The organism is Streptomyces sp. SAI-127 (assembly GCF_029894425.1).
Lineage (GTDB): Bacteria > Actinomycetota > Actinomycetes > Streptomycetales > Streptomycetaceae > Streptomyces.
Genome location: NZ_JARXYJ010000001.1, coordinates 7406403 through 7426550 on the forward strand (window position 1 = coordinate 7406403; position 20148 = coordinate 7426550).

Below are 20148 nucleotides of genomic sequence, written 5' to 3' on the forward strand. Positions count from 1 at the left end.
CCGCGAACCGACTACACCGGCCCGGCTGCCCGCGGACCGGCCGCACCGCCCCGGCTCCAGGAGCGGCGACGCTGCCATCGTCCTGACGCAGTCATCGTCCTGTGAGGAGAACCTGGCCATGACGCATGATCCAACCTCGTCCCTCGTGAACGAACCAGGGGGCGATCCACCCCGCTTCCACGGCGCTGCCCGCGCCCTGATCAGCTACGGCCTGCTGGTCCTGGTGCCGGTGGCGCTGGCGCTGTTGCTGCTCAGGTATGGCGTCGATCATCCGGCGAAGGAGATCACCGGCGCGACGAAGGCGGCAGAGCCGGCCGACCTGGTCGGTCAGGTGCTGGTGGCCGGAGCCGTGGTGGTCGCGGCGGCGGGGCTGCTGGGTCTGGCGGCCCGCGCGGTCGGCCAGTCGCCGGTCGTCGGCGAGATCCTGGCCGGCCTGCTGCTCGGACCCTCGGTGTTCGGGGCGCTGGCACCCGGTCTCTCCAAGGAGGTGTTCCCCGCCGCGGTGACGCCGATCATGAACAACCTGGCGCAGGTCGGCGTGGTCTTCTTCATGTTCCTGATCGGCCTGGAGATGCCGTTGACCATGCTGCGCAGACTCGGCGGCAAGGTGCTCTCCGCGGGGCACGCGGCGCTCGCCGTGCCCTTCCTGCTGGGCATGCTCGCCGCGCTGCGACTGCGCGACGAGTACCAGCCCGACGGAGTCCACACCGGGCCCTTCCTCCTGTTCGTGGCGCTGTCGGTGTCGGTCACCGCGTTCCCGGTGCTGGCCCGGATCCTCGCCGACCGGGGCCTGATAGGCACCCGGCTGGGCGCGATGGGCCTGGCCATGGCCGGTGTCGGCGACGTCACCGCCTGGTGTGCGCTGGGCGTGGTGGTCGCCGAGGTGCGCAGCGACTCGCCGCTCGGTGTGCTGGTCGCCGTGGCCGAGGTGGTGGCCTTCACCCTGGTGCTGTGGTTCGCGGTGCGCCCGGCGCTGGCGCACGTGCTGCGGGTGCTGGAGAGCCGGCACAGCGGGGCGCTGCCGGTCGGCACCCTGATCACCTTCTTCGTACTGATCTGCGCGGTGACCACCAACGTGCTCGGGGTACACGCGATCTTCGGCGCCTTCCTGGCGGGCGTGGTCATGCCGCGCTCCTCCCGGACGGTGCGGGACTTCGCGCACCGGACCGAGGGCCTGGCGCTGTGGCTGCTGCTGCCGTTCTTCTTCGCCGCGGTGGGCCTGCAGACCCGGCTGCAGTCGGTGTTCTCGCTCTCGGCGCTCGGCGTACTTGCCCTGGTGCTGCTGGTGGCGGTGGCCGGCAAGATCGGCGGGACGTTCGCGGCGGCCCGGTTGGCCGGTGAGGGCAACCGGGAGTCGCTGGGGCTCGGCGTGATGATGAACTGCCGTGGCCTGACGGAGCTGGTGGTGCTCAACGTCGGTCTGTCGCTGGGGGTGATCGACTCCCGGCTGTTCGCGGTGCTGGTGGTGATGACCCTGGTGACCACTGTGGCCACCGACCCGTTGCTGCGTCTGCTGCGGCTCGACCGGCTCTCGCAGACCCCTGGAGGCGGCTTGCTCCCGGTCGAAGCCCCCTCCCAGACTCAGGGAACGGCCGGGACACGTCAGCCATGAGAAACGGGGCGGGATCCGATGCTTGACGAAGACACCACACATCCGACGAGTCCGACGAGTGCGATGCGCCGGAGCGTCGACACACTGCAGGAGCTCAAACAGCTCGTCCTGGACGGGCCCAGTCCGGAGGCCACCGAACGGCAGCACGCCAAAGGGAAACTGACGGCGCGTGAGCGGATCGCCGTACTCCTCGACAAGGGCTCCTTCCAGGAGGTCGAGGCGCTGCGGCGGCACCGGGCCACCGGGTTCGGGCTGGAGGGCAACCGTCCGCACACCGATGGTGTGATCACCGGGTGGGGGACGGTGGAGGGCCGCACGGTGTTCGTGTACGCCCACGACTTCCGGCTGTTCGGCGGTGCGCTGGGCGAGGCGCACGCCCAGAAGATCCACAAGATCATGGACCTGGCGATCGCCGCGGGCGCCCCGCTGGTGTCGCTGAACGACGGCGCCGGAGCCCGGATCCAGGAGGGCGTGTCCGCACTGGCCGGCTACGGCGGGATCTTCCAGCGCAACACCCGTGCCTCCGGGGTGATCCCGCAGATCTCGGTGATGCTCGGCCCGTGCGCCGGCGGCGCGGCCTACTCGCCGGCGCTGACCGACTACGTCTTCATGGTCCGCGAGACCTCCCAGATGTTCATCACCGGCCCGGACGTCGTACAGGCCGTCACCGGCGAGAAGATCACCCAGAACGGCCTCGGCGGGGCCGATGTGCACGCCGAGCTGTCGGGCGTGGCGCACTTCGTCTACGACGACGAGCAGACCTGCCTGGAGGAGGTGCGCTATCTGCTGTCCCTGCTGCCGCAGAACAACCGGGAGCAACCGCCGGCGGTGGTCACCGACGACCCAACCGACCGGCGCGGCGAGGCGCTGTACGAACTGGTGCCCAGCGACGGAAACCGGCCCTACGACATGCGGGCGGTGATCGAGGAACTGGTCGACGACGGGGTGCACCTCGAGGTGCACGAGCGCTGGGCGACCAACGTGATCTGCACCCTGGCGCGGCTGGGCGGGCGGGCGGTGGGCATCGTCGCCAACCAGCCGCGCTCACTGGCCGGCGTGCTGGACATCAAGAGTTCGCAGAAGGCGGCCGGATTCGTGCAGACCTGCGACTCCTTCAACATCCCGATCGTCACCCTGGTCGACGTGCCGGGCTTCCTGCCGGGCGTCGACCAGGAGCACGACGGCATCATCCGGCACGGCGCCAAGCTGCTGTACGCGTACTGCAACGCGACGGTGCCCCGGATCTCCGTGGTGCTGCGCAAGGCCTACGGCGGCGCCTACATCGTGCTGGACTCGCGTTCCATCGGCGCGGACCTGGCGCTGGCCTGGCCGACGAACGAGATCGCCGTGATGGGCGCCGACGGCGCCGCAGGCGTGATCTTCCGGCGGGAGATCGCCGCCGCCGAGGACCCGGAGGCGGTGCGCAAGGCGCGCACCGAGGAGTACCGGACCGAGCTGATGCACCCGTACTACGCGGCCGAGCGCGGCCTGGTGGACGATGTCATCGACCCGGCCGATACCCGGGCAGTGCTGGTGCGGGGCCTGGAGATGCTCGCCACCAAGGACGCCGACCTGCCGATGCGCAAGCACGGCAACCCGCCGCAGTGACCGGGCCCGCCGCCGAGGAGCGGCTTCTGGTGCGGATCGAGCGGGGGCGGCCGACGGCTGAGGAGACGGCGGCGTTGACCGCAGCGCTGTTGGTGGTCGCGGCGGCCCGTGCCGCGGAGGTCCGGCCGAGTTCGTCGGGGCCTGGTGCGGCTCGTTGGTACCGCTGGGAGCGCACCGCCGGGTTCCGGCCGGGGCACAGTTGGCGTCTGGCCCGGTGACCGGGCCCGCCTCCGAGGAGCGGTTCCTGGTGCGGGTCGAGCGGGGGCGGCCGACGGCTGAGGAGACGGCGGCGTTGACCGCGGCGCTGTTGGTGGTCGCGGCGGCCCGTGCCGCTGAGGTCCGGCCGAGTTCGTCGGGGCCTGGTGCGGCTCGTTGGTATCGCTGGGAGCGCACCGCCGGGTTCCGGCCGGGGCATAGCTGGCGTCTGGCCCGGTGACCGGGCCCGCCGCGGAGGTCCGGCCGAGCTCGTCGGGGCCTGGTACGGCTCGTTGGTACCGGTGGGAGCGCACGGCGGCGTTCCGGCCGGGGCACAGTTGGCGTCTGGCCCGCTGATCAGGTCCGCTTCGAGTGGCCGTCGAGCGGCCCGGACGACAGTGGCCGTATGGCAGCTTTCACCGGTGCACCGAGACTCGAAGAGATCGCCGAAGGGGTCCACGCCTTCCTGCAGCCCGACGGCGGCTGGTGCCTCAACAACGCGGGGCTGGTGGTCGACGGCGGCGACGCGCTGCTGATCGACACCGCCGCCACCGAGGCCCGGGCCGGACGGCTGCGCGAGCTGGTCGCGGGCACCGCGCCGCAGCTCCCGCGGCTGCTCGTCAACACCCACTCGCACGGCGACCACACCTTCGGCAACCACCTCTTCCCGGAAGCGGTGGTGGTGGCCGCCGAGCGGACCCGGCAGGAGGCGATCCGTACCGGACTGCACCTGACCGGCCTGTGGCCCGACGTGGACTGGGGCGCGGTCGAACCGGCCGCGCCCCAGGTCACCTTCGCCGAGGAACTCACGCTCCACGTCGGCGAACAGGAAGTGCGGCTGCGTGCCTTCGGCCCGGCGCACAGCTCCTGCGACACGGTGGTGTGGCTGCCCGAGCGCCGGGTGCTGTTCGCCGGCGACCTGGTGATGAACGCGGTCACCCCGTTCGTACTGACCGGCTCGGTCAGCGGCCTGCGCGACGCGGTGGCCCGGCTGCGGGCGCTCGACGCGGCCACCGTGGTGCCCGGGCACGGTCCGGTCGGTGGCCCCGAACTCCTTGAGACCACCGAGCGTTACCTCGCCTGGCTGCTGGACGTGGCCAAGTCCGGCCTCGCCGAGGGACTGGACCCGCTGGAGGCGGCCCGCGCCGCCGACCTCGGCGAGTTCGCCGACTTCCTGGACACCGAACGGCTGGTGCCCAACCTGTACCGCGCCTACGGCGAACTGCGCGGCGGACGCCCGGAGGACTTCGCCGGTATCGACGAGATGGTCCGCGGCATGGCGGAGCTGCACGGCGGCTTCCCCGCCTGCCACGCCTGACGACACGTTTCCCAACCCCACGGGGAGAGGACGGACAAGTGAGCACGAAGGACGAGAGCGGCCCGGTCACCCTGATCGCGGTACTCGAAGCACCGGTGGAGAACACCGAGGAGTTCATCGCGGGTTGGCGCACCCACCTGGAGCTGCTGCGCACCGCGCCCGGCTTCCGCGGTGCCCGCCTGCACCGGGCCCTGCGCGCCGACCACCGCTTCCAGCTGGTCGCGGTCGCCGACTGGGCGAGCACCGCCGACCTGGCCGCGGCGGCGGCCGGCGAGCGGGGCGGCCCGGGCGCGGAGACGTACGCCAAGACCGTCCACCGGGGCGTCTACCGGGTGATCGGCGAAGCCGCGTCCGGGCAGCGGACGGACGGCGCGGGCGTGACCATGGTCAACGCCTTCGAGCTGCCGAACGAGCGGGTCGAGGAGTTCCTGGGCGCCTGGCGGCCCCGGGCCGAGCGGGCGAGCGAGGCACCGGGCTTCGTCGACTTCCGGATGCACCAGGCGCTCGGCGAGGCCTCGCTGCCCCTGGTGAACGTCGCCCACTACGCCAGCGTCGAGGCGTGGAAGGCGCTGCAGGCCGACCCCGAGTTCCAGGCCCGCAAGGCCGTCAACCCGCCGTACGCCACGGCCAATCCGGGCCTGTTCGAGGTGGTCGCCGAAGTGGCCGCCGAGGTGGTGTGAACCGGCATCCGGCCGCTTCCACGCGGGCTTGAGCGGGGCGCGAGAGCGCCCGCACAGACTTCTTGACGAATTGTTACCAGCAGGAGGAGCGATGGTGGATCAGGCTACGACCGACGTGGTGATTCTGGGCGGCGGGCTCGCGGGTCTCACGCTCGCGGTCCAGCTCAAGAACGCCCGGCCGGAGACGGACGTGGTGATCCTCGACAAGCGGCAGGGCCTGGCGCCGGAGGCGGCGTTCAAGGTCGGCGAGTCGACGGTGCCGGCGGGCGCGCACTACTTCGCACAGACCGTCGGGATGAAGGAGCACCTGGAGAAGTTCCACCTGAAGAAGAACGGCCTGCGGTTCTTCCAGCCCGCGGGCGGCAACCACGACCTCACCCGGCGCATCGAGCTCGGCCCGCGGGAGTTCCCCGCACACGACAACTACCAGATCGACCGCGGCCGGTTCGAGAACGAGCTGACCCGGATGGCGCTGGACGCCGGCGCCGACCTGCGCCAGGGCGCCGCGATCACCGACATCGAGCTGCGCGAGGGCGACCAGGACCACACGGTGTCCTACACGCAGGGCGGCGAGCAGCGTACGATCGCCGCCCGCTGGCTGGTCGACGCGGCCGGCCGCGCCCACTTCGTCAAGCGGAAGCTGGGCCTGTCCCGCGAGGTGTCGCACACCATCAACGCCTCCTGGTTCCGCCTCACCGGCGGCATCGACCTGGAGGAGTGGGGCAAGGACGACCCGCGGTGGATGGCGCGGACGAACCGCCCCGGCATCCGCAAGTTCTCCACCAACCACCTGATGGGCGAGGGCTACTGGGTGTGGCTGATCCCGCTGGGCTCGGACCACATCTCGGTCGGCGTCTGCGCGGACCCGCGGGTGCACCCGTACGAGGGGATCCAGACCTTCGAGAAGGTCCAGGAGTGGCTGCGCGCCAACGAGCCGCAGCTGGCCGAGGTGGTCGACGGCCGCACCGGCGACGTCGCGGACTTCATCAGCCTGAAGGACTTCGCCTTCGGTACCGAGCGGGTGTACTCGCCGGACCGCTGGATGCTGGTCGGGGAGGCCGGCGCCTTCGCGGACGCCTTCTACTCTCCCGGCTCGGACATGATCGGCTACGGCAACAGCGTCACCACCGACCTGGTCACCCGGGACTTCGCGGGCGAGGACATCACCGAACGGCTGGAGTTCTACAACGAACTCCACCTGCGCACCTTCGAGTTCGTGCTCTCCAAGGTCGAGGACCACTACCCGGCCTTCGGGAACCCGGCGGTGATGGTGCCGAAGCTGTGCTGGGACGCCATGCTCAACCACGTCGGCGTGGTGCTGACCTTCGTCAAGGACCGTTTCCTGGACTACGGGTTCATGCGGGGCGTGCGCGGTGACCTCGAGAAGCTGTTCACGGTCAACGACCGGATCCAGCAGATCTTCCGCGACTGGAACGAGCTGGAGAAGGTCGTCACCGACGGCCCCGCGGCCGCCTATGTGCCGGCCAAGGCGATCAAGGACAGCCACGCGACGCTGGTAGTCGACTACACCGACGACGAACTGGCCGCCGAGCTCGCCCGGGACGTCAGGGTCGCCGAGGCGCTGGCGGTCGCCGTCTTCCACCGGGCCGCCCGCAAACTCGGCGTCACCCCCGACCCGGAGGTGCCGGTGAACCCGTACGCGATCAGCCTGCGTCCCGACGACTGGGAGACCGACGGTCTGTACACCGGGGAGGTGCTGCTGACCCTGGCTCAGGCGGAGGAGATCTCCGAGGGCAGCCAGGGCCTGTTCGCCGACCCGCTGCTCGACGGTGCGGCATGAGCGAGCACCGCGCGGCGAGTGTGCTGCAGCCGGAACCGGCCCTGGTGGACCCACAGGCGCTGCGCAGCGTCTGCGCCAACTGGGCCACCGGCGTCACCGTGATCACCACCGGCGGCACCGGGCGGACCGTGGGACTGACGGTGAACTCCTTCACCTCGGTCTCGCTCGACCCGGCCCTGATCCTGGTCTGTATCCACAAGGACTCGGGCGAACTGCCGGTCTTCCGGCGGACCGGCGCTTTCGCGGTGAACATCCTGGCCGCCGACCAGGAGGAGCTGTGCCGGTCCTTCGCCAGCCGGCACACCCGGCACTCCGTCGAGGCCGACACCCGGCCGGGGATCACCGGCGTGCCGGTGCTCTCCGACGCGCTGGCCTATCTGGAGTGCCGGACCGACCGCGAGGTGGACGGCGGCGACCACGTCATCGTCATCGGCGAGGTGATCGACCTGGCCGTGCAGCGCGAGGAGGGGCCGTTGACCTTCTTCCGCAACACCTTCCACCGGCTGCCGGCCGCCTCCTGAGCACCGAGTAGTGAGGAGAAGACAGATGCCCACCGCCGGGATGCCCTCCGCAGCGGCCGCCGTCACACCCACCGGCGCGGCCGTCCCCGCTCCCACCTCCGGGTTGTCCTCCGCCGCAGCCGCCGTCGCCCCCACCGCCGAGATGGCCACGGCCGCAGCCGCCCCGGCACCCACCACCGGGTTGTCCACCGCCGCGGCCGCCGTCGCACCCGCCGCCGGCCGTCGCGCCGAGGCCGCCGAACGGGCCCGCGACGTCGACCCCGCCGTACTGAAGGACATCGTCCGGGCGGGTTTCGCCCGGCACTTCGCCCCCGCGGCCGTCGGAGGCACCGCCGGTTCCTTCACCGAACTGGTGGAGGCGGTCGAGGTGATCGCCGGGGAGTGCCCGGCCAGTGCCTGGTGCGCCTCACTGATCGCCTCGATCGCCCGGATGGCGGGGGCGTTCCTGCCCGAGCAGGGCCAGGCCGAGATCTGGGCGGCCGGCCCGGACACGGTGCTGGTGGGGTCCGTGACGCCGTTCGGCACGGCCAGGCCGGCCCCCGGCGGCTGGCTGGTCCGCGGCCGCTGGCCGTACATCAGCGGCGTCGCCCACTCGGACTGGGCGCTGATGTGCGGCCTGGTGGAGACCGGGACGGGCAGTGAGGCGCGGCTGTTCGCGCTGCCGCGCTCCGCGTACCGCATCGAGGACACGTGGCACAGCGTCGGCATGGCCGCCACCGGCAGCAACACCCTGGTCCTCGACGAGGTGTTCGTGCCCGAGCACCTCACCTTCGACCGGGCCGACCTGTTCGCCGGGCGCACCAGTGAGGCCTGGGGCGGGGTGGCGGCGGCCTGCCACCGGGCCCCGCTCCAGGCGGTCAACGGCCTGATGTTCGCCGCACCGGCGGTCGGCGCCGCGCTCGGCATGGTCCGCACCTTCTCGGCGTACTTCGCCGAGAAGGTCGGCAACGCCCCGAACCTGCCCGGCACCACCGGGGTGCAGGGCGTACGGGGCTCCGCCGAGCAGGCGCTGGCCCGTTCGGCCGGCGAGGTGGACGCGGCCCGGCTGCTGCTGGGGAGGGCCGCCCGGCTCGCCGACGAGGGTGCCGTCGCCGACCCGCTGGAAGCCACCCGGAACCTGCGGGACTGCGCCCTCGCCGTCGACCTGTCGGTGACCGCGGTGGACCGGCTGTTCCGCCAGTCCGGCACCCGGGGACAGGCGCTCTCCGGCCCGATGCAGCGGCTGTGGCGGGACGTCACCGCCATCTCCACCCATGTGGCGCTGCAGTTCGAGCCGGCCGCCCGGGGCTGGGTCGACCAGGTGCTCAAGGCCTGACCCGCGAGCCACGCGTAACGCCCGGGTGCCGGGACCTCCGTCGAGGTCCCGGCACCCGGGCGTTGCACGTGGAGAAGGGCCGATCAGTAGTTGCCGAGGCCGCCGCAGACGTTCAACGCCTGCGCGGTGACCGCCGCGGCACCGGGGGAGACCAGATAGGAGACCATCGCGGCCACCTCGCTCGGCTCCACATAGCGGCCGAGCGGCACCCGAGTGGTGATCCGGCTGTGCGCCTCCTGCTCGTCCACACCCCAGATCCCGGCGTAGTGCTCGCGCACCCGCTCGGCCATCGGGGTCTCCACGAAGCCCGGGCAGACCGCGTTGACGGTGATGCCGGTCCTGGCCAGCTCCAGGCCCAGTGACTTGGAGAAGCCGACCACACCGTGCTTGGAGGCGGTGTACGGGGCGGCGTGCACCACGCCCTGCTTGCCGCCGGTGGAGGCGATGTTGACGATGCGTCCCGTACCGCGCGCCAGCATGCCGCCGCCGGTCAGCGCCGCCTTGGTGACCAGGAAGACGCTGTTCAGGTTGGTGTCGATGACGTCGAACCACAGCTCGTCGGGCACCTCGGCGGTGGCGCCGCCGCCCGGCCGGCCGGCGTTGTTGACCAGCACGTCGAGCCGCCCGTAACGCTCGACGACGGCGGCGACCAGCGCCCGCACCTGCTCGGGCGAGGTGACGTCGCAGGTGCTGCCGTCGACGTCGAGACCTTCGGCACGCAGCTCGGCGAGGGTGTCCTCGAGGGTCTTGGCGGTGCGGGCGCACAGGTAGACGGCGTAACCCTGGCGGGCCAGGGTGCGGGCGATCTCGTGGCCGATGCCGCTGGTGGCACCGGTGACCAGCGCGACGCGGCGCTCGGTGGCGGTGGAAGTCGATGAGTCCATGCAACCCACCGTCGCCGTCCCGCCTCGCGCCCCGGTCGAGCCCCGCTCCAGACCGGCGGCGAGGGCGTGCCCGGCGGATCAGGCCGGCTGCGCGCAGGGCGCACCACCTCTGGCGGAGCACGCACCGGACCCCGCGACGCCGGCGCGATCCCCGGACAGCCCTACGGGCGTTGAGCCGGTCTCGACCGTGGCTCTTGGGCGTGATTGAAGACTGAGCGCAATCAACGGTCGCGTGAAGGAGTTCGAGGAGATGGAGTCGACCGGCGTCAGCGCCGAGTTGTACGCAGAGGTTCTTCAGTACTACGCGCGCCAGATGCAGGCGCTGGACGCGGGCAAGGTGGAGGAGTACGCCGACACGTTCACCGACGACGCGGTCTTCGGCCACACGCCCGGCCGGGAGCCGGCGCGCACCCGGGCCGGCATCCTGTCCGACCTCTACGAGGTGCGCGACAGGCTCGCCGCGGACCCGCAGCAGCGGCGCCACATGTTCACGATGGTCGACGTCGAGCAGCTGGCGGACGACCGGCTCCGCAGCACCTGCTACGCGCTGGTGCTGACCACCCGCCCCGGCGACGGTCCGCAGATGGTCCGCAGCTGTGTGGTGCGCGATGCCCTGGTCCGCGAGGACGGGCGGCTGCGCAACCAGGAGCGGCTCGTCGACCACGACGGTTTCTGAGAGAGGGGGCTGTGATGAGCCGACGAGTGGTCATCACCGGCATCGGCGTACGCGCCCCGGGTGGCCGGGGCACCAAGGAGTTCTGGGATCTGCTCACCGCGGGTCGTACCGCGACCCGGCGGATCAGCTTCTTCGACCCGTCGCCGTACCGGTCGCAGATCGCCGGCGAGGCGGACTTCGACCCGGTGTGGGAGGGGCTGAGCCAGCGGGAGATCCGCCGCATGGACCGGGCCACCCAGTTCGCCGTGGTCTGCGCCCAGGAGGCCGTGCAGGACAGCGGCCTGGACTTCGCGGGCATCGACCCGGCGCGGATCGGCGTCACCCTGGGCAGCGCGGTGGCCGCCGCGACCAGCCTGGAGCGCGAGTACCTGGTGCTGTCCGACTCCGGCCGCAACTGGCTGGTGGACAGCGAGGAGTGGCTGTCGCCGCACATGTTCGACTACCTGGCGCCGAGCGTGATGCCGGCCGAGGTGGCGTGGAAGGTCGGCGCGGAGGGGCCGGTGTCGCTGGTCTCCAACGGCTGCACCTCCGGCCTGGACGCGGTCGGGCACGCCCTCCAGCTGATCCAGGAGGGCTCGGCCGACGTCATCGTGGCCGGCGCCACCGACACCCCGATCACCCCGATCGTGGTGGCCTGCTTCGACGCGATCAAGGCGACCACCGCCCGCAACGACGAGCCGGAGACCGCCTCCCGCCCGTTCGACCGCTCCCGCACCGGCTTCGTGCTCGCCGAGGGAGCCGCGGTGTTCGTACTGGAGACGCTGGAGTCGGCGCGGCGCCGCGGCGCTCCGATCTACGCCGAGGTCACCGGCTACGGCACCCGATGCAACGCGTACCACATGACCGGCCTCAAGCCGGACGGCCGGGAGATGGCCGAGGCGATCCGGGTCGCCATGAACCAGGCCCGCATCGACCCGACCGCCGTGGACTACATCAACGCCCACGGCTCCGGCACCAAGCAGAACGACCGGCACGAGACCGCCGCGGTCAAGCGAGCCCTCGGCGACCACGCGTACCGCACGCCGGTCAGCTCCATCAAGTCGATGGTCGGTCACTCGCTGGGCGCCATCGGCTCGGTGGAGATCGCCGCCTGCGCACTCGCCATCAAGAACGGCGTGGTGCCGCCCACCGCCAACCTGCACGAGGCCGACCCCGAGTGCGACCTCGACTACGTACCGCTGACCGCACGCGAACGGGACGTGCGGACCGTGCTGACGGTCGGCAGCGGCTTCGGCGGCTTCCAGACCGCGATGGTGTTGCAGCGTCCGACGGGGGAGAGGGAATGACCAGGACCGTAGTCACCGGGATCGGCGCGCTCGCCGCCAACGGCTTCGGCACCCAGGACTACTGGGCCGCCACCCGGGAGGGCCGGCACGGGATCGGCGAGCTCAGCCGGTTCGACGTGCGGAAGTACCCGGCCACACTGGCCGGCGAGATCCGCGGCTTCGACGCCGCCGACCACCTGCCGGACCGGCTGCTCCCGCAGACCGACGTCTCCACCCGGTACGCGCTGGTCGCGGCCGGCTGGGCACTGGAGGACGCCAAGGTCGACCCGGCCAGCCTGGTCGACTACGACATGGGCGTGGTCACCGCCAACGCACTCGGCGGCTTCGAGTTCACCCACCGCGAGTTCCACAAACTGTGGACCGAAGGCCCGCAGACGGTCAGCGTCTACGAGTCCTTCGCCTGGTTCTACGCGGTGAACGCCGGTCAGATCTCCATCCGGCACGGCATGCGCGGCCCCTCCAGCGCCCTGGTCACCGAGCAGGCGGGCGGCCTGGACGCCGTCGGCCACGCCCGGCGCACCGTGCGCCGCGGCACCCCGCTGGTGGTCGCGGGCGGCGTGGACTCCGCGCTCGACCCCTGGGGCTGGGCCTCGCAGATCGCGGGCGGCCGGCTGTCCACCGGCACCGACCCGGACCGCGCCTACCTGCCCTTCGACCGGGACGCCGGGGGTTACGTCCCCGGCGAGGGCGGCGCGCTGCTGGTACTGGAGGACGCCGAGGCGGCACTGCGCCGCGGCGCCCCGGACATCCTCGGCGAGATCGCCGGCTACGCCAGCGGCTTCGACCCCGCGCCGGGCTCCGGCCGGCCCCCGGCGCTGCGCCGCACCGTCGAGGCGGCACTCGCCGACGCCGGGGTGACGGCCGGCCAGGTCGACGTCGTCTTCGCCGACGCGGTCGGTGTGCCCGAGCTCGACCGGGCGGAGGCATCCGCGCTGCGCGAGGTGTTCGGCACGGGCGCGGTGCCGGTGACCGCACCGAAGGCCGCGTCCGGCCGCACCTACGCGGGCGGCGGCGCGCTGGACGTCGCCACCGCGCTGCTGTCGATCCGCGACGGCGTGATCCCGCCGACCGCCGGCACCCGCGAAGTGCCGGCCGAGTACGGCATCGACCTGGTCCGCGACCGGGCCCGCGAGGCGGACGTACGCACCGCACTCGTGGTCGCCCGCGGTCTGTGGGGCTTCAACTCGGCCGTCGTCGTCCGCGCCTGGGACGCCGACGCCGCCAACGACCTTTCCTGAGGAGACAGTTGTGAACATCACCGTGGACGAGATCCGCCGTATCATCATCGCCAGCGCGGGCGCCCCCGAGGCCGCCGTCGTCGAGGCCGACTTCGCCGACACCTCCTTCGACGAACTCGGCTACGAGTCGCTGGCCCTGATGGAGACCGCCTCCGCGATCGAGCGCGAGTTCGGCGTGTCGGTGCCGGACGATCTGCTCTTCGAAGCCCGTACGCCGCGTGATCTGGCCGAGCTGGTCCGCTCCGCCAAGGAAGCCGCGGCCGCATGAGCCCGCGCACCCGGGAGATGGAGCACAGCCGGGTGGTGCGCGCCCCCGCCGACCGGCTGTACGCGCTGGTCGCGGACGTGAGCCGCTGGCCGGTGCTGCTCGGGCCGTGCCTGTCGGCACGGCAGATCGAGCGGCACGGCGCCGACGAGCGGATCGAGCTGTGGGCGCAGACCAACGGCAAGGTGGCGACCTGGACCTCCCGCCGCACCCTGGACCCGCGGTCCCTGCGGATCTCCTTCCGGCAGGACCGCTCCACCGCGCCGGTCGCCTCGATGTCCGGTGACTGGTCCTTCCACCCGGCCGGCGACGGCCGGACCCGGATCGTGCTGACCCACGCCTTCACCGCCGTGGACGACGCACCCGAAGCGCTGGAGTGGATCGCCCAAGCGGTGGACCGAAACAGCGTCCAGGAGCTGGCCGCCCTCGGTGATTTCGCCGAACGCCCGCATCCGCTGGAGCAGTTGGCCTTCTCCTTCAGCGACCGGGTGGAGGAGCCCGGGGTGGACCCGGCCGAGGTCTACGACTTCGTGCACCGATCGGACCTGTGGCCCGAGCGGCTGCCGCACGTCGGCCGGGTCGACCTCACCGAGGACCCGGCGGGGGTGCAGCGGATGGAGATGGACACCGTCACCTCCGACGGCCGTACCCACACCACCGCCTCGGTCCGGCTGTGCGTGCCGGGCGAGCGGATCGCCTACAAGCAGACCGTGCTGCCCGCCCTGTTGTCCGGGCACAGCGGCCGCTGGGAGTTCGAGAAGTCGGACGGCGGCACCGCGATCGTCTCGCACCACACCGTGGCGGTCGACCCGGCCGCCGTGGAGCGGGTGCTCGGCGAGGGAACCACCTTCGAGCAAGCGTGCGCCCACGTCCGCGACACCCTGAGCGCCAACAGCCGCGCCACCATGGGGGCGGCCTGCGCGTACGCGGCATCGGTGGTGCGGCGCCCATGACCCCGACGCCGAAGCTGGTCGGTCTCGCGCTGTCCCCGGACGCCGAGGCCGACCGGGTGTGCATGGTCGCGGGCGACCGCTCGCTGACCCGGCGCCAGGTCCGACGCGAGGTGGCCCGGACCCGGGCCGCCCTCCTCGATCACGGCCTGGCCCCGGGCAGCCGGGTGCTGGCGCTGCTCGACCACGGGCCGGAGGCGGTGTTCTTCCTCGCCGCGGCCAGTTCGCTGGGCCTGCATCTGCTGATGCCCTACGGGCTGCAGGCGGCGGCGCTGCCCGAGTGGCTGTCCATCGCGGACGCCGCCGAGCCCGACGTGGTCCTGCACTTCAAGCGCGACCGGACCGGCCTGGACGTGCTGCGGGAGCGCTGCGCCACCGTGGTGGAGCTGCCGTTCCCCACCGGCGAGGCACCCGAGGCGGAGGTGGAGGTGCTCCACCCCGAGCCGGTGGAGCACTTCCTGACGCTGTTCACCAGCGGCACCACCGGCAAGCCGAAGGCGATCAGCGTCAACGAGGCACACATCGTCGCCAGGATCGGCTGGGTCACCCGGACCATGGGCTACGGCCCGACCGCCCGGATCTTCATGACCGGCCTGATGAACAACACCACCGGGGTGATCAACTCCTTCGGCGCGCTGCTGCACGACGCCACCGTGGTCTTCCCGGAGACCCCGGACCCGGCGCAGTGGCCGGCCCAGGTGGCCCGCCACCGGGCCACCCACCTGGCACTGCGGCCGGTGGCGCTCAAGCAGTTCGTGGCCGCCGCGGCCACCGGCGAGGACGACCTGTCCTGCCTGCGGGTGGTCTCCTACGGCGGGGCGGCCGTCCCCAGGGCGGTGCTCGAGCAGGGCCGCGCACTGCTGCGGTGCGACTGGATCCAGGGCTACGGGCTGACCGAGACCTACGGCCCGTTCTGCTTCCTGGCCGAGCAGGGCCACGCCGAAGCCCGCTACCTCAAGCACGTCTACTGCATCGGCCGGCCCGACGACTCCCTGACGGTGCGTCTGGAGCCGGTGGCCGGCCACCCGGACGGGGTCGGCGAGATCTGGGTCCAGGGCGAGTCGGTCATGGAGGGCTACGTGGACGTCGCCACCGGTGTGATCCAGCCGGTCGGCGAGTGGCTGCGCACCGGCGACCTCGCCGAGTGGAGCCCCGACGGCGACCTGGTCCTCAAGGGCCGGCTCGCCGGGGTGCTGCTCAGCGAGAACGGCCACCGCATCTACCCCGAGGAGATCGAGGCGGTGCTCGCGGACACCCCGGGCGCGGACGAGGTGGTGCTGGTCGGCCTGCCGAACCCGGACGGCCCGCACGAGCTGCCGGTCGCCTGTCTGTGCGGCCCGATCGGTGAGCGCAGCGACGAGGAACTGCGCGAGCTGGTCACCGCCGAACTGCGCCGCGCGCTGGCACCGGAGAAGTGGCCCGACCGGATCTGGGCCACCCCTGAGCCGTTCGCCCGCAGCGCCAACGGCAAGATCATGCGCGGCGAGGTGGCCGCGGCCGTAGACCCGGCCCGGGTCGTGCTGCTGAAGGGTGGCTCCGATGACTGAGACCACGGAGCGCCTGCGGGTGCCCGAGCACATGTTCCGCGCGCTCGGCTACCTCTTCCCGCGGCTGATGTTCCTCAACGCGCGCTACGCCCCGCAGGTGCACTGGGGCGACATCGCGGAGGCGCTGGACGGCTTCCCCACCGACGATCTGGACCTCGCCTCCGCCGGGTTCTGGGACCTCTGGCGCGAGCGCTGGACCGACCGGGCGGAGAGCTGCACCGCCCTCGCCGAGGCGTCCGGCACGGTGGCAGGGCGCAGTCGCGCGCTGCGCGGTGCCGCGGCGGCCTACCACTGGGCGGAGTTCCAGTACTTCGACGACCGGGCGGTCAAACAGCGGCTGCGGCAGCGCATCCGGGACTGCTTCCTGGGCAGCCTGGCGGGCACCGACCTCCAGGTCACCGAGGGGTCGCTGCCCGGCACCGGCGCGGGCTACTGGGTGCTGCGCACCGAGGCGATGCGCGCATCGGGCGAGCCGCTGCCCGCGGTGGTGCTCTCCAACGGGCTCGACTCCGCCACCGAGGTCGAGGTGGTGGCGCTGGCCGAGGCCTACCTCGAGCGCGGGATCGCCGCGGTGCTCTTCGAGGGCCCGGGCCAGGGGCTGCGGCTGGGCCGCACTCCGGTCCTGGCGGAGATGGAGCCGGTGGTCGCCGAGCTGCTGGAGAAGCTGCGCACCGAGCCGGGGATCGCCGCCGACCGGCTGGCCTTCGCCGGCATCAGCTTCGGCGGCTACCTGGCGCTGCGGGTGGCCCGAGAGCTCGGTGAGCACTTCCGATGCGTCGTCAACTTCGGCGGCGGACCGGCGATCGCCAACTTCGACGGCCTGCCACGCCGGCTGAAGGACAACTTCCGGTTCGCCTTCGGCGCCGAGCCGGGCGCCGACCTGCAGCCGCGCTTCGACGAACTGGCGATCGACCCCGGCCCGGCTCCGGCCACCGAGGTGCTGAGCATCTGCGGCGCGCTGGACGACATCTTCCCGATCGAGGGGCTCTACGACCTCGACCGCGCGTGGTCGGACCGGCACTCGCTCGAGGTGCACCCCAGGGAGGCGCACACCAGCCTCAACCTGATCAACTCCTACACCCTGCGCACCGCCGACCTGGTCACCGAGCGGCTGGCAGACCGCGCCTGACCGGGCCTGTTCACCAAGGGGCCTGTCCGCCGGACCGTCGGCGGACAGGCCCTCGGCGTTGGTCCGGGCGCCCTCGTACGAAACCGTCCTCGTCAGCGGCTCTCGGTGAGGGCGGCCTCGGTGAGGGCGGCCTCGGACGTGAGGAGCCCGGGGTGCAGGTCGCCGGCGAGTCCGGCGTGCGCGAAGACCCGCTTGAGCAGGGTGACGAAGGTCCGCGCCTCCTCCGGCTCCAGTCCGCCGAGCAGCCGGGTCTCGAAGCCGCTGATGAGCGACTCGGCCTCGGTGTGCAGCTCGCGGCCGGCCGGGAGCACATGGACGGCATGGGCGCGACGGTCGGTGGGGTGGCGGCGGCGCTCCACCAGGCCGCGCCGCTCCAGCTCGTCGACCAGGCCGACCATCACGTTCCGGTGCACGTTCAACGGTCCGGCGAGCTGGTGCTGACTGAGGCCGTCCTTCTCGATCAGCAGGTCGAGCAGGCCGAACTGGCGGGGGTGGATGCCCAGGGGCGCGAGCACGTCGACGAGCTGCTCCTGCACATGGGCGCTGAGGTGGGTCATCACGCAGGCGGGGTGGTCGAACAGCGATGGAGTACTCACGCCCGCCATGATACCTCCGAGAAATTATCACCTTGAGGGATAGTCACTCGAAGTGCATACTTGTTCCGTGACCCAAGACATCTCCGCATCTACTCCCGCCGCCCCGCCGCAGGAAGCCGCGGGTGGCACCGCACCCGACCCGAAGCGCCGCCTGGCCTTCGCGGTCGTCCTGATCGCCGGATTCATGGACCTGGTCGACACGACGATCGTCAACGTCACCGTCCCGAGCATCCAGCGCGACCTGCACGCCGACTACGCCCAGATCGAGTGGGTCATCGCGGCGTACGTGCTCTCCTTCGCCGCCCTGCTGATCCTCAGCGGCCGGCTCGGCGACATCTTCGGACGCAAGCGCGTCTTCCTGATCGGCATGGCCGGCTTCACCATCGCCTCGCTGCTGTGCGGCGTCGCGGTCAACCCCGAGATGCTGATCGTCTCCCGGTTCGTCCAGGGCGCCATGGCAGGCCTGATGGTCACCCAGATCCTGGCGATCCTGCACGTGGTCTTCCCGCCGGGCGAGCGCGGCAAGGCGGTCGCCATCTTCGGGGCGGTCACGGGTTCCTCCGCGGTCTTCGGCCTCGCCCTCGGCGGCGTGGTCGTGCAGTGGAACCTCTTCGGCTGGGAATGGCGCCCGATCTTCCTGGTCAACGTCCCCGTCGGGATCGCCGCGCTGATCGCCGGCGTTCTGGTGATCCGTGAGTCCCGCGCTCCGCAGCGCCCCAAGCTCGACCTGCTCGGCATGCCGCTGGCCCTCGCCGCCGTGGTGCTGCTCGTCTACCCGCTCACCGAGGGCCGCCGCCTGGGCTGGCCGGCCTGGACCTACGGCATGATCGCCGGCGCCCTGGTGCTGCTCGCGGTCTTCCTCGCCTACGAGAAGCGCCGCTTCGCCAAAGTCGGCTCCGCGCTGGTCGAGTTCGGGGTGTTCCGCTCCCGCTCGTTCTCCATCGGCATGGCGGTGTGGTTCCTGTTCTGGACCGCGGTCGGCGGATTCTTCTTCGTCTGGACGCTCTTCCTGCAGCAGGGCCTCGGCTGGACGCCGATGCACGCCGGCCTGACCGCCGCCACCTTCGCCATCGGGGTGGGCATCGGCGCGGGCAACGCCCCCGACAAGCTGGTCCCCAAGTTCGGCCGCAACGTGCTGGTGGCCGGCGGCATCGTCAACGCGATCGGCTTCGTCGCCTTCTCCGTCCTGGTCGCCCACTACGGCCACAGCCTCGCGTCCTGGCAGGTCATCCCGGTGCACATCGTCTCCGGCATCGGCTTCGGCCTGATCGTCGCGCCGACCCTGGATCTGCTGCTCGGCCAGGTCCCCGGCGAACAGGCGGGCAACGCCTCGGGCCTGCTGAACACCGTCCAGCAGCTCGGGATGGCGCTCGGTGTCGCGCTGACCGGCGTGATCTTCTTCGCCCAGGTCGGCAACGCGTCCGGCGACGCCGCCGACGAGGCCGCCCCGGCGCTGAAGTCCGCCCTCAGCAGTGCCGGCGTCACCTCCCAGGACCAACTGCTCGCCGACTTCCGCACCTGTGTGCAGCAGCGCGCCGACTCCGTCGACCCGAGCGAGGTCCCGGCCGACTGCCGCAAGGACGACCCCAAGGTCGCCGGCGCCTTCGGCGGGGCCATCGCCCGCGCCGACTCGGTCAGTTACTCCTCCGCGTTCCGTACCGTCCTGCTGCTGGACGCCGGCATCCTGGTGATCGCCGCCGCCGGCTTCCTGACCCTGCCCAAGCACTCGCGGCCCGCCGACGCGGCCGCCGCGAGCCCCGAGCCCACCGAGGTGACGGCATGAGCAACGAGAAGAACGTCCTGGTCCTCGGCCGAGAGCGGCACCTGGTCGACGCCTCCACCGGGATCATCGAGGCCAACGGCTTCCACGCGGTGGGCGTGACCCGTGACGAGGAGGCGCTCTCCCTGCTGGACACCGGCCGGTTCATCGCGGTCCTGGTCGGCAGCGGCGTCGAGTGGGAGTCCCGTCCGCCGGTGCGTGAGCACGCCGCTCCGCACGGCACCGTGGTCCTCGAGGCGCGGCGCGTCCCGATGCAGACCGTCCAGGAGCACGTCAGCCATGTGATCGTCCCGAAGCTGCGCCAGATCGCCTGACCACCACCGAACCAGGGCCCCGGATCCGACCGTCCCCCGACGGATCCGGGGCCCGGCCATGCCCTGACGGGTACGAGTGCCCGTCAGAGGGGCCCGTTCCCCAGTGAACGCGGAGCACCTTGCCACGGGCCGACTGCCACGGGGGTCGACGGTCGGGCAAGGGCGCTCGGCTGGTCGCGGTCCGGCCGGAGCTGCCGACGTGGCGCCCCCACCCCCTGCACCACCTCGTCGGGCCGGCCGCCTGGCGCGCCGCCTTGGACCGCCGCGTCGAGCTGGAGCAGCTCGCCGCCAAGGGCGCCGCCGAGCTGTCCGAGCGCCTGCCCTCGGCCTGCTGCGGGCCCTGCAGCAGGCAGGGCGCCGGGTGCCGGAGGACTGCGCGCACTGATCGAGCTCGTCGGTGATCCGGACGCCGGGATCCCGTCATCCGGCGAGA

20 protein-coding genes are annotated in these 20148 nt (G+C 72.1%); 18 read left to right on the top strand and 2 right to left on the bottom strand.

Features of this window, described 5'->3' with window-relative positions:
- The first annotated feature begins 118 nt into the window (after positions 1-118).
- The 9 genes from M2157_RS34055 (at position 119) to M2157_RS34095 (ending at position 9050) form a co-directional block, all read left to right on the top strand.
- Complete coding sequence (locus tag M2157_RS34055) at positions 119-1612, top strand: cation:proton antiporter (RefSeq protein ID WP_280867148.1); 1494 nt, start codon at positions 119-121, stop codon at positions 1610-1612.
- Positions 1613-1675: 63 nt separating this feature from the next.
- The gene (locus M2157_RS34060) at positions 1676-3220 is read left to right on the top strand and encodes an acyl-CoA carboxylase subunit beta (RefSeq protein ID WP_280868320.1); all 1545 of its coding nucleotides are present in this window, start codon (positions 1676-1678) and stop codon (positions 3218-3220) included.
- Entirely contained in the window at positions 3217-3438 is a 222-nt protein-coding gene (locus M2157_RS34065) for an acyl-CoA carboxylase epsilon subunit (RefSeq protein ID WP_280867149.1), read from the top strand. Before M2157_RS34060 ends, M2157_RS34065 begins: the two co-directional genes overlap by 4 nt.
- Before the next feature lie 29 nt (positions 3439-3467).
- Positions 3468-3656 (top strand): acyl-CoA carboxylase epsilon subunit, encoded by a 189-nt coding sequence (locus M2157_RS34070; RefSeq protein WP_348541836.1) that lies wholly within the window; start codon positions 3468-3470, stop codon positions 3654-3656.
- Positions 3657-3821: 165 nt separating this feature from the next.
- Entirely contained in the window at positions 3822-4733 is a 912-nt protein-coding gene (locus tag M2157_RS34075; RefSeq protein WP_280867151.1) for an MBL fold metallo-hydrolase, read from the top strand.
- Between the two features lie 38 nt (positions 4734-4771).
- Positions 4772-5413, top strand: coding sequence for an antibiotic biosynthesis monooxygenase (locus tag M2157_RS34080; protein WP_280857196.1), 642 nt, complete (start codon positions 4772-4774; stop codon positions 5411-5413).
- A 91-nt stretch (positions 5414-5504) separates the two neighbouring features.
- Positions 5505-7214, top strand: a complete 1710-nt coding sequence (locus M2157_RS34085; RefSeq protein ID WP_280867152.1) for an FAD-dependent monooxygenase — start codon at positions 5505-5507, stop codon at positions 7212-7214.
- Positions 7211-7735 carry a flavin reductase family protein gene (locus tag M2157_RS34090; RefSeq protein WP_280857194.1) on the top strand — a complete coding sequence of 175 codons (525 nt, stop codon included), beginning with the start codon at positions 7211-7213 and terminating at the stop codon, positions 7733-7735. The genes M2157_RS34085 and M2157_RS34090 overlap by 4 nt, the downstream gene beginning before the upstream one ends.
- 25 nt (positions 7736-7760) lie before the next feature.
- A complete protein-coding gene (locus M2157_RS34095; protein ID WP_280867153.1) occupies positions 7761-9050 on the top strand; it encodes a hydrolase in 1290 nt (429 codons plus the stop codon).
- A gap of 83 nt (positions 9051-9133) precedes the next feature.
- Here the strand turns inward: M2157_RS34095 and fabG are convergent, their stop codons facing one another.
- Positions 9134-9934 carry a 3-oxoacyl-ACP reductase FabG gene (gene fabG, locus M2157_RS34100; protein ID WP_280867154.1) on the bottom strand — a complete coding sequence of 267 codons (801 nt, stop codon included), beginning with the start codon at positions 9932-9934 and terminating at the stop codon, positions 9134-9136.
- A 232-nt stretch (positions 9935-10166) separates the two neighbouring features.
- Between fabG and M2157_RS34105 the strand changes: the two genes are divergently transcribed.
- The 7 genes from M2157_RS34105 to M2157_RS34135 are packed head-to-tail and all read left to right on the top strand — an operon-like array spanning position 10167 to position 17025.
- On the top strand, positions 10167-10610 hold the full coding sequence (locus M2157_RS34105; protein WP_280867155.1) for a nuclear transport factor 2 family protein: 444 nt from the start codon (positions 10167-10169) through the stop codon (positions 10608-10610).
- A 14-nt stretch (positions 10611-10624) separates the two neighbouring features.
- A complete protein-coding gene (locus M2157_RS34110) occupies positions 10625-11896 on the top strand; it encodes a beta-ketoacyl-[acyl-carrier-protein] synthase family protein (protein WP_057613879.1) in 1272 nt (423 codons plus the stop codon).
- Complete coding sequence (locus M2157_RS34115) at positions 11893-13134, top strand: ketosynthase chain-length factor (RefSeq protein ID WP_280857189.1); 1242 nt, start codon at positions 11893-11895, stop codon at positions 13132-13134. The genes M2157_RS34110 and M2157_RS34115 overlap by 4 nt, the downstream gene beginning before the upstream one ends.
- 10 nt (positions 13135-13144) lie before the next feature.
- Positions 13145-13402: an acyl carrier protein gene (locus tag M2157_RS34120; protein WP_280857188.1), complete on the top strand. Its 258-nt coding sequence runs from the start codon at positions 13145-13147 to the stop codon at positions 13400-13402.
- On the top strand, positions 13399-14352 hold the full coding sequence (locus M2157_RS34125; RefSeq protein ID WP_280867156.1) for an aromatase/cyclase: 954 nt from the start codon (positions 13399-13401) through the stop codon (positions 14350-14352). The genes M2157_RS34120 and M2157_RS34125 overlap by 4 nt, the downstream gene beginning before the upstream one ends.
- A complete protein-coding gene (locus M2157_RS34130; protein ID WP_280867157.1) occupies positions 14349-15896 on the top strand; it encodes an AMP-binding protein in 1548 nt (515 codons plus the stop codon). Before M2157_RS34125 ends, M2157_RS34130 begins: the two co-directional genes overlap by 4 nt.
- Positions 15889-17025, top strand: a complete 1137-nt coding sequence (locus tag M2157_RS34135; RefSeq protein ID WP_280857185.1) for an alpha/beta hydrolase — start codon at positions 15889-15891, stop codon at positions 17023-17025. The genes M2157_RS34130 and M2157_RS34135 overlap by 8 nt, the downstream gene beginning before the upstream one ends.
- A gap of 92 nt (positions 17026-17117) precedes the next feature.
- On the opposite strand, the gene M2157_RS34140 is transcribed toward M2157_RS34135, so the two are convergent.
- The gene (locus M2157_RS34140; RefSeq protein WP_280857184.1) at positions 17118-17621 is read right to left on the bottom strand and encodes a MarR family transcriptional regulator; all 504 of its coding nucleotides are present in this window, start codon (positions 17619-17621) and stop codon (positions 17118-17120) included.
- Between the two features lie 67 nt (positions 17622-17688).
- Between M2157_RS34140 and M2157_RS34145 the strand changes: the two genes are divergently transcribed.
- Together M2157_RS34145 and M2157_RS34150 are read left to right on the top strand one after the other, a co-directional pair.
- A complete protein-coding gene (locus M2157_RS34145; RefSeq protein ID WP_280867158.1) occupies positions 17689-19404 on the top strand; it encodes an MFS transporter in 1716 nt (571 codons plus the stop codon).
- Positions 19401-19715, top strand: coding sequence for a hypothetical protein (locus M2157_RS34150; protein WP_280867159.1), 315 nt, complete (start codon positions 19401-19403; stop codon positions 19713-19715). The genes M2157_RS34145 and M2157_RS34150 overlap by 4 nt, the downstream gene beginning before the upstream one ends.
- Positions 19716-20148 lie beyond the last annotated feature (433 nt).

Excerpts from the sequence above, each read along its gene's own strand:
- M2157_RS34055 (WP_280867148.1), top strand. The coding sequence starts at position 119 with ATGACGCATGATCCAACCTCGTCCCTCGTGAACGAACCAGGGGGCGAT.
- M2157_RS34060 (WP_280868320.1), top strand. The coding sequence starts at position 1,676 with ATGCGCCGGAGCGTCGACACACTGCAGGAGCTCAAACAGCTCGTCCTG.
- M2157_RS34075 (WP_280867151.1), top strand. The coding sequence starts at position 3,822 with ATGGCAGCTTTCACCGGTGCACCGAGACTCGAAGAGATCGCCGAAGGG.
- M2157_RS34085 (WP_280867152.1), top strand. The coding sequence starts at position 5,505 with ATGGTGGATCAGGCTACGACCGACGTGGTGATTCTGGGCGGCGGGCTC.
- M2157_RS34090 (WP_280857194.1), top strand. The coding sequence starts at position 7,211 with ATGAGCGAGCACCGCGCGGCGAGTGTGCTGCAGCCGGAACCGGCCCTG.
- M2157_RS34095 (WP_280867153.1), top strand. The coding sequence starts at position 7,761 with ATGCCCACCGCCGGGATGCCCTCCGCAGCGGCCGCCGTCACACCCACC.
- fabG (WP_280867154.1), bottom strand. The coding sequence starts at position 9,934 with ATGGACTCATCGACTTCCACCGCCACCGAGCGCCGCGTCGCGCTGGTC.
- M2157_RS34110 (WP_057613879.1), top strand. The coding sequence starts at position 10,625 with ATGAGCCGACGAGTGGTCATCACCGGCATCGGCGTACGCGCCCCGGGT.
- M2157_RS34115 (WP_280857189.1), top strand. The coding sequence starts at position 11,893 with ATGACCAGGACCGTAGTCACCGGGATCGGCGCGCTCGCCGCCAACGGC.
- M2157_RS34125 (WP_280867156.1), top strand. The coding sequence starts at position 13,399 with ATGAGCCCGCGCACCCGGGAGATGGAGCACAGCCGGGTGGTGCGCGCC.
- M2157_RS34130 (WP_280867157.1), top strand. The coding sequence starts at position 14,349 with ATGACCCCGACGCCGAAGCTGGTCGGTCTCGCGCTGTCCCCGGACGCC.
- M2157_RS34135 (WP_280857185.1), top strand. The coding sequence starts at position 15,889 with ATGACTGAGACCACGGAGCGCCTGCGGGTGCCCGAGCACATGTTCCGC.
- M2157_RS34150 (WP_280867159.1), top strand. The coding sequence starts at position 19,401 with ATGAGCAACGAGAAGAACGTCCTGGTCCTCGGCCGAGAGCGGCACCTG.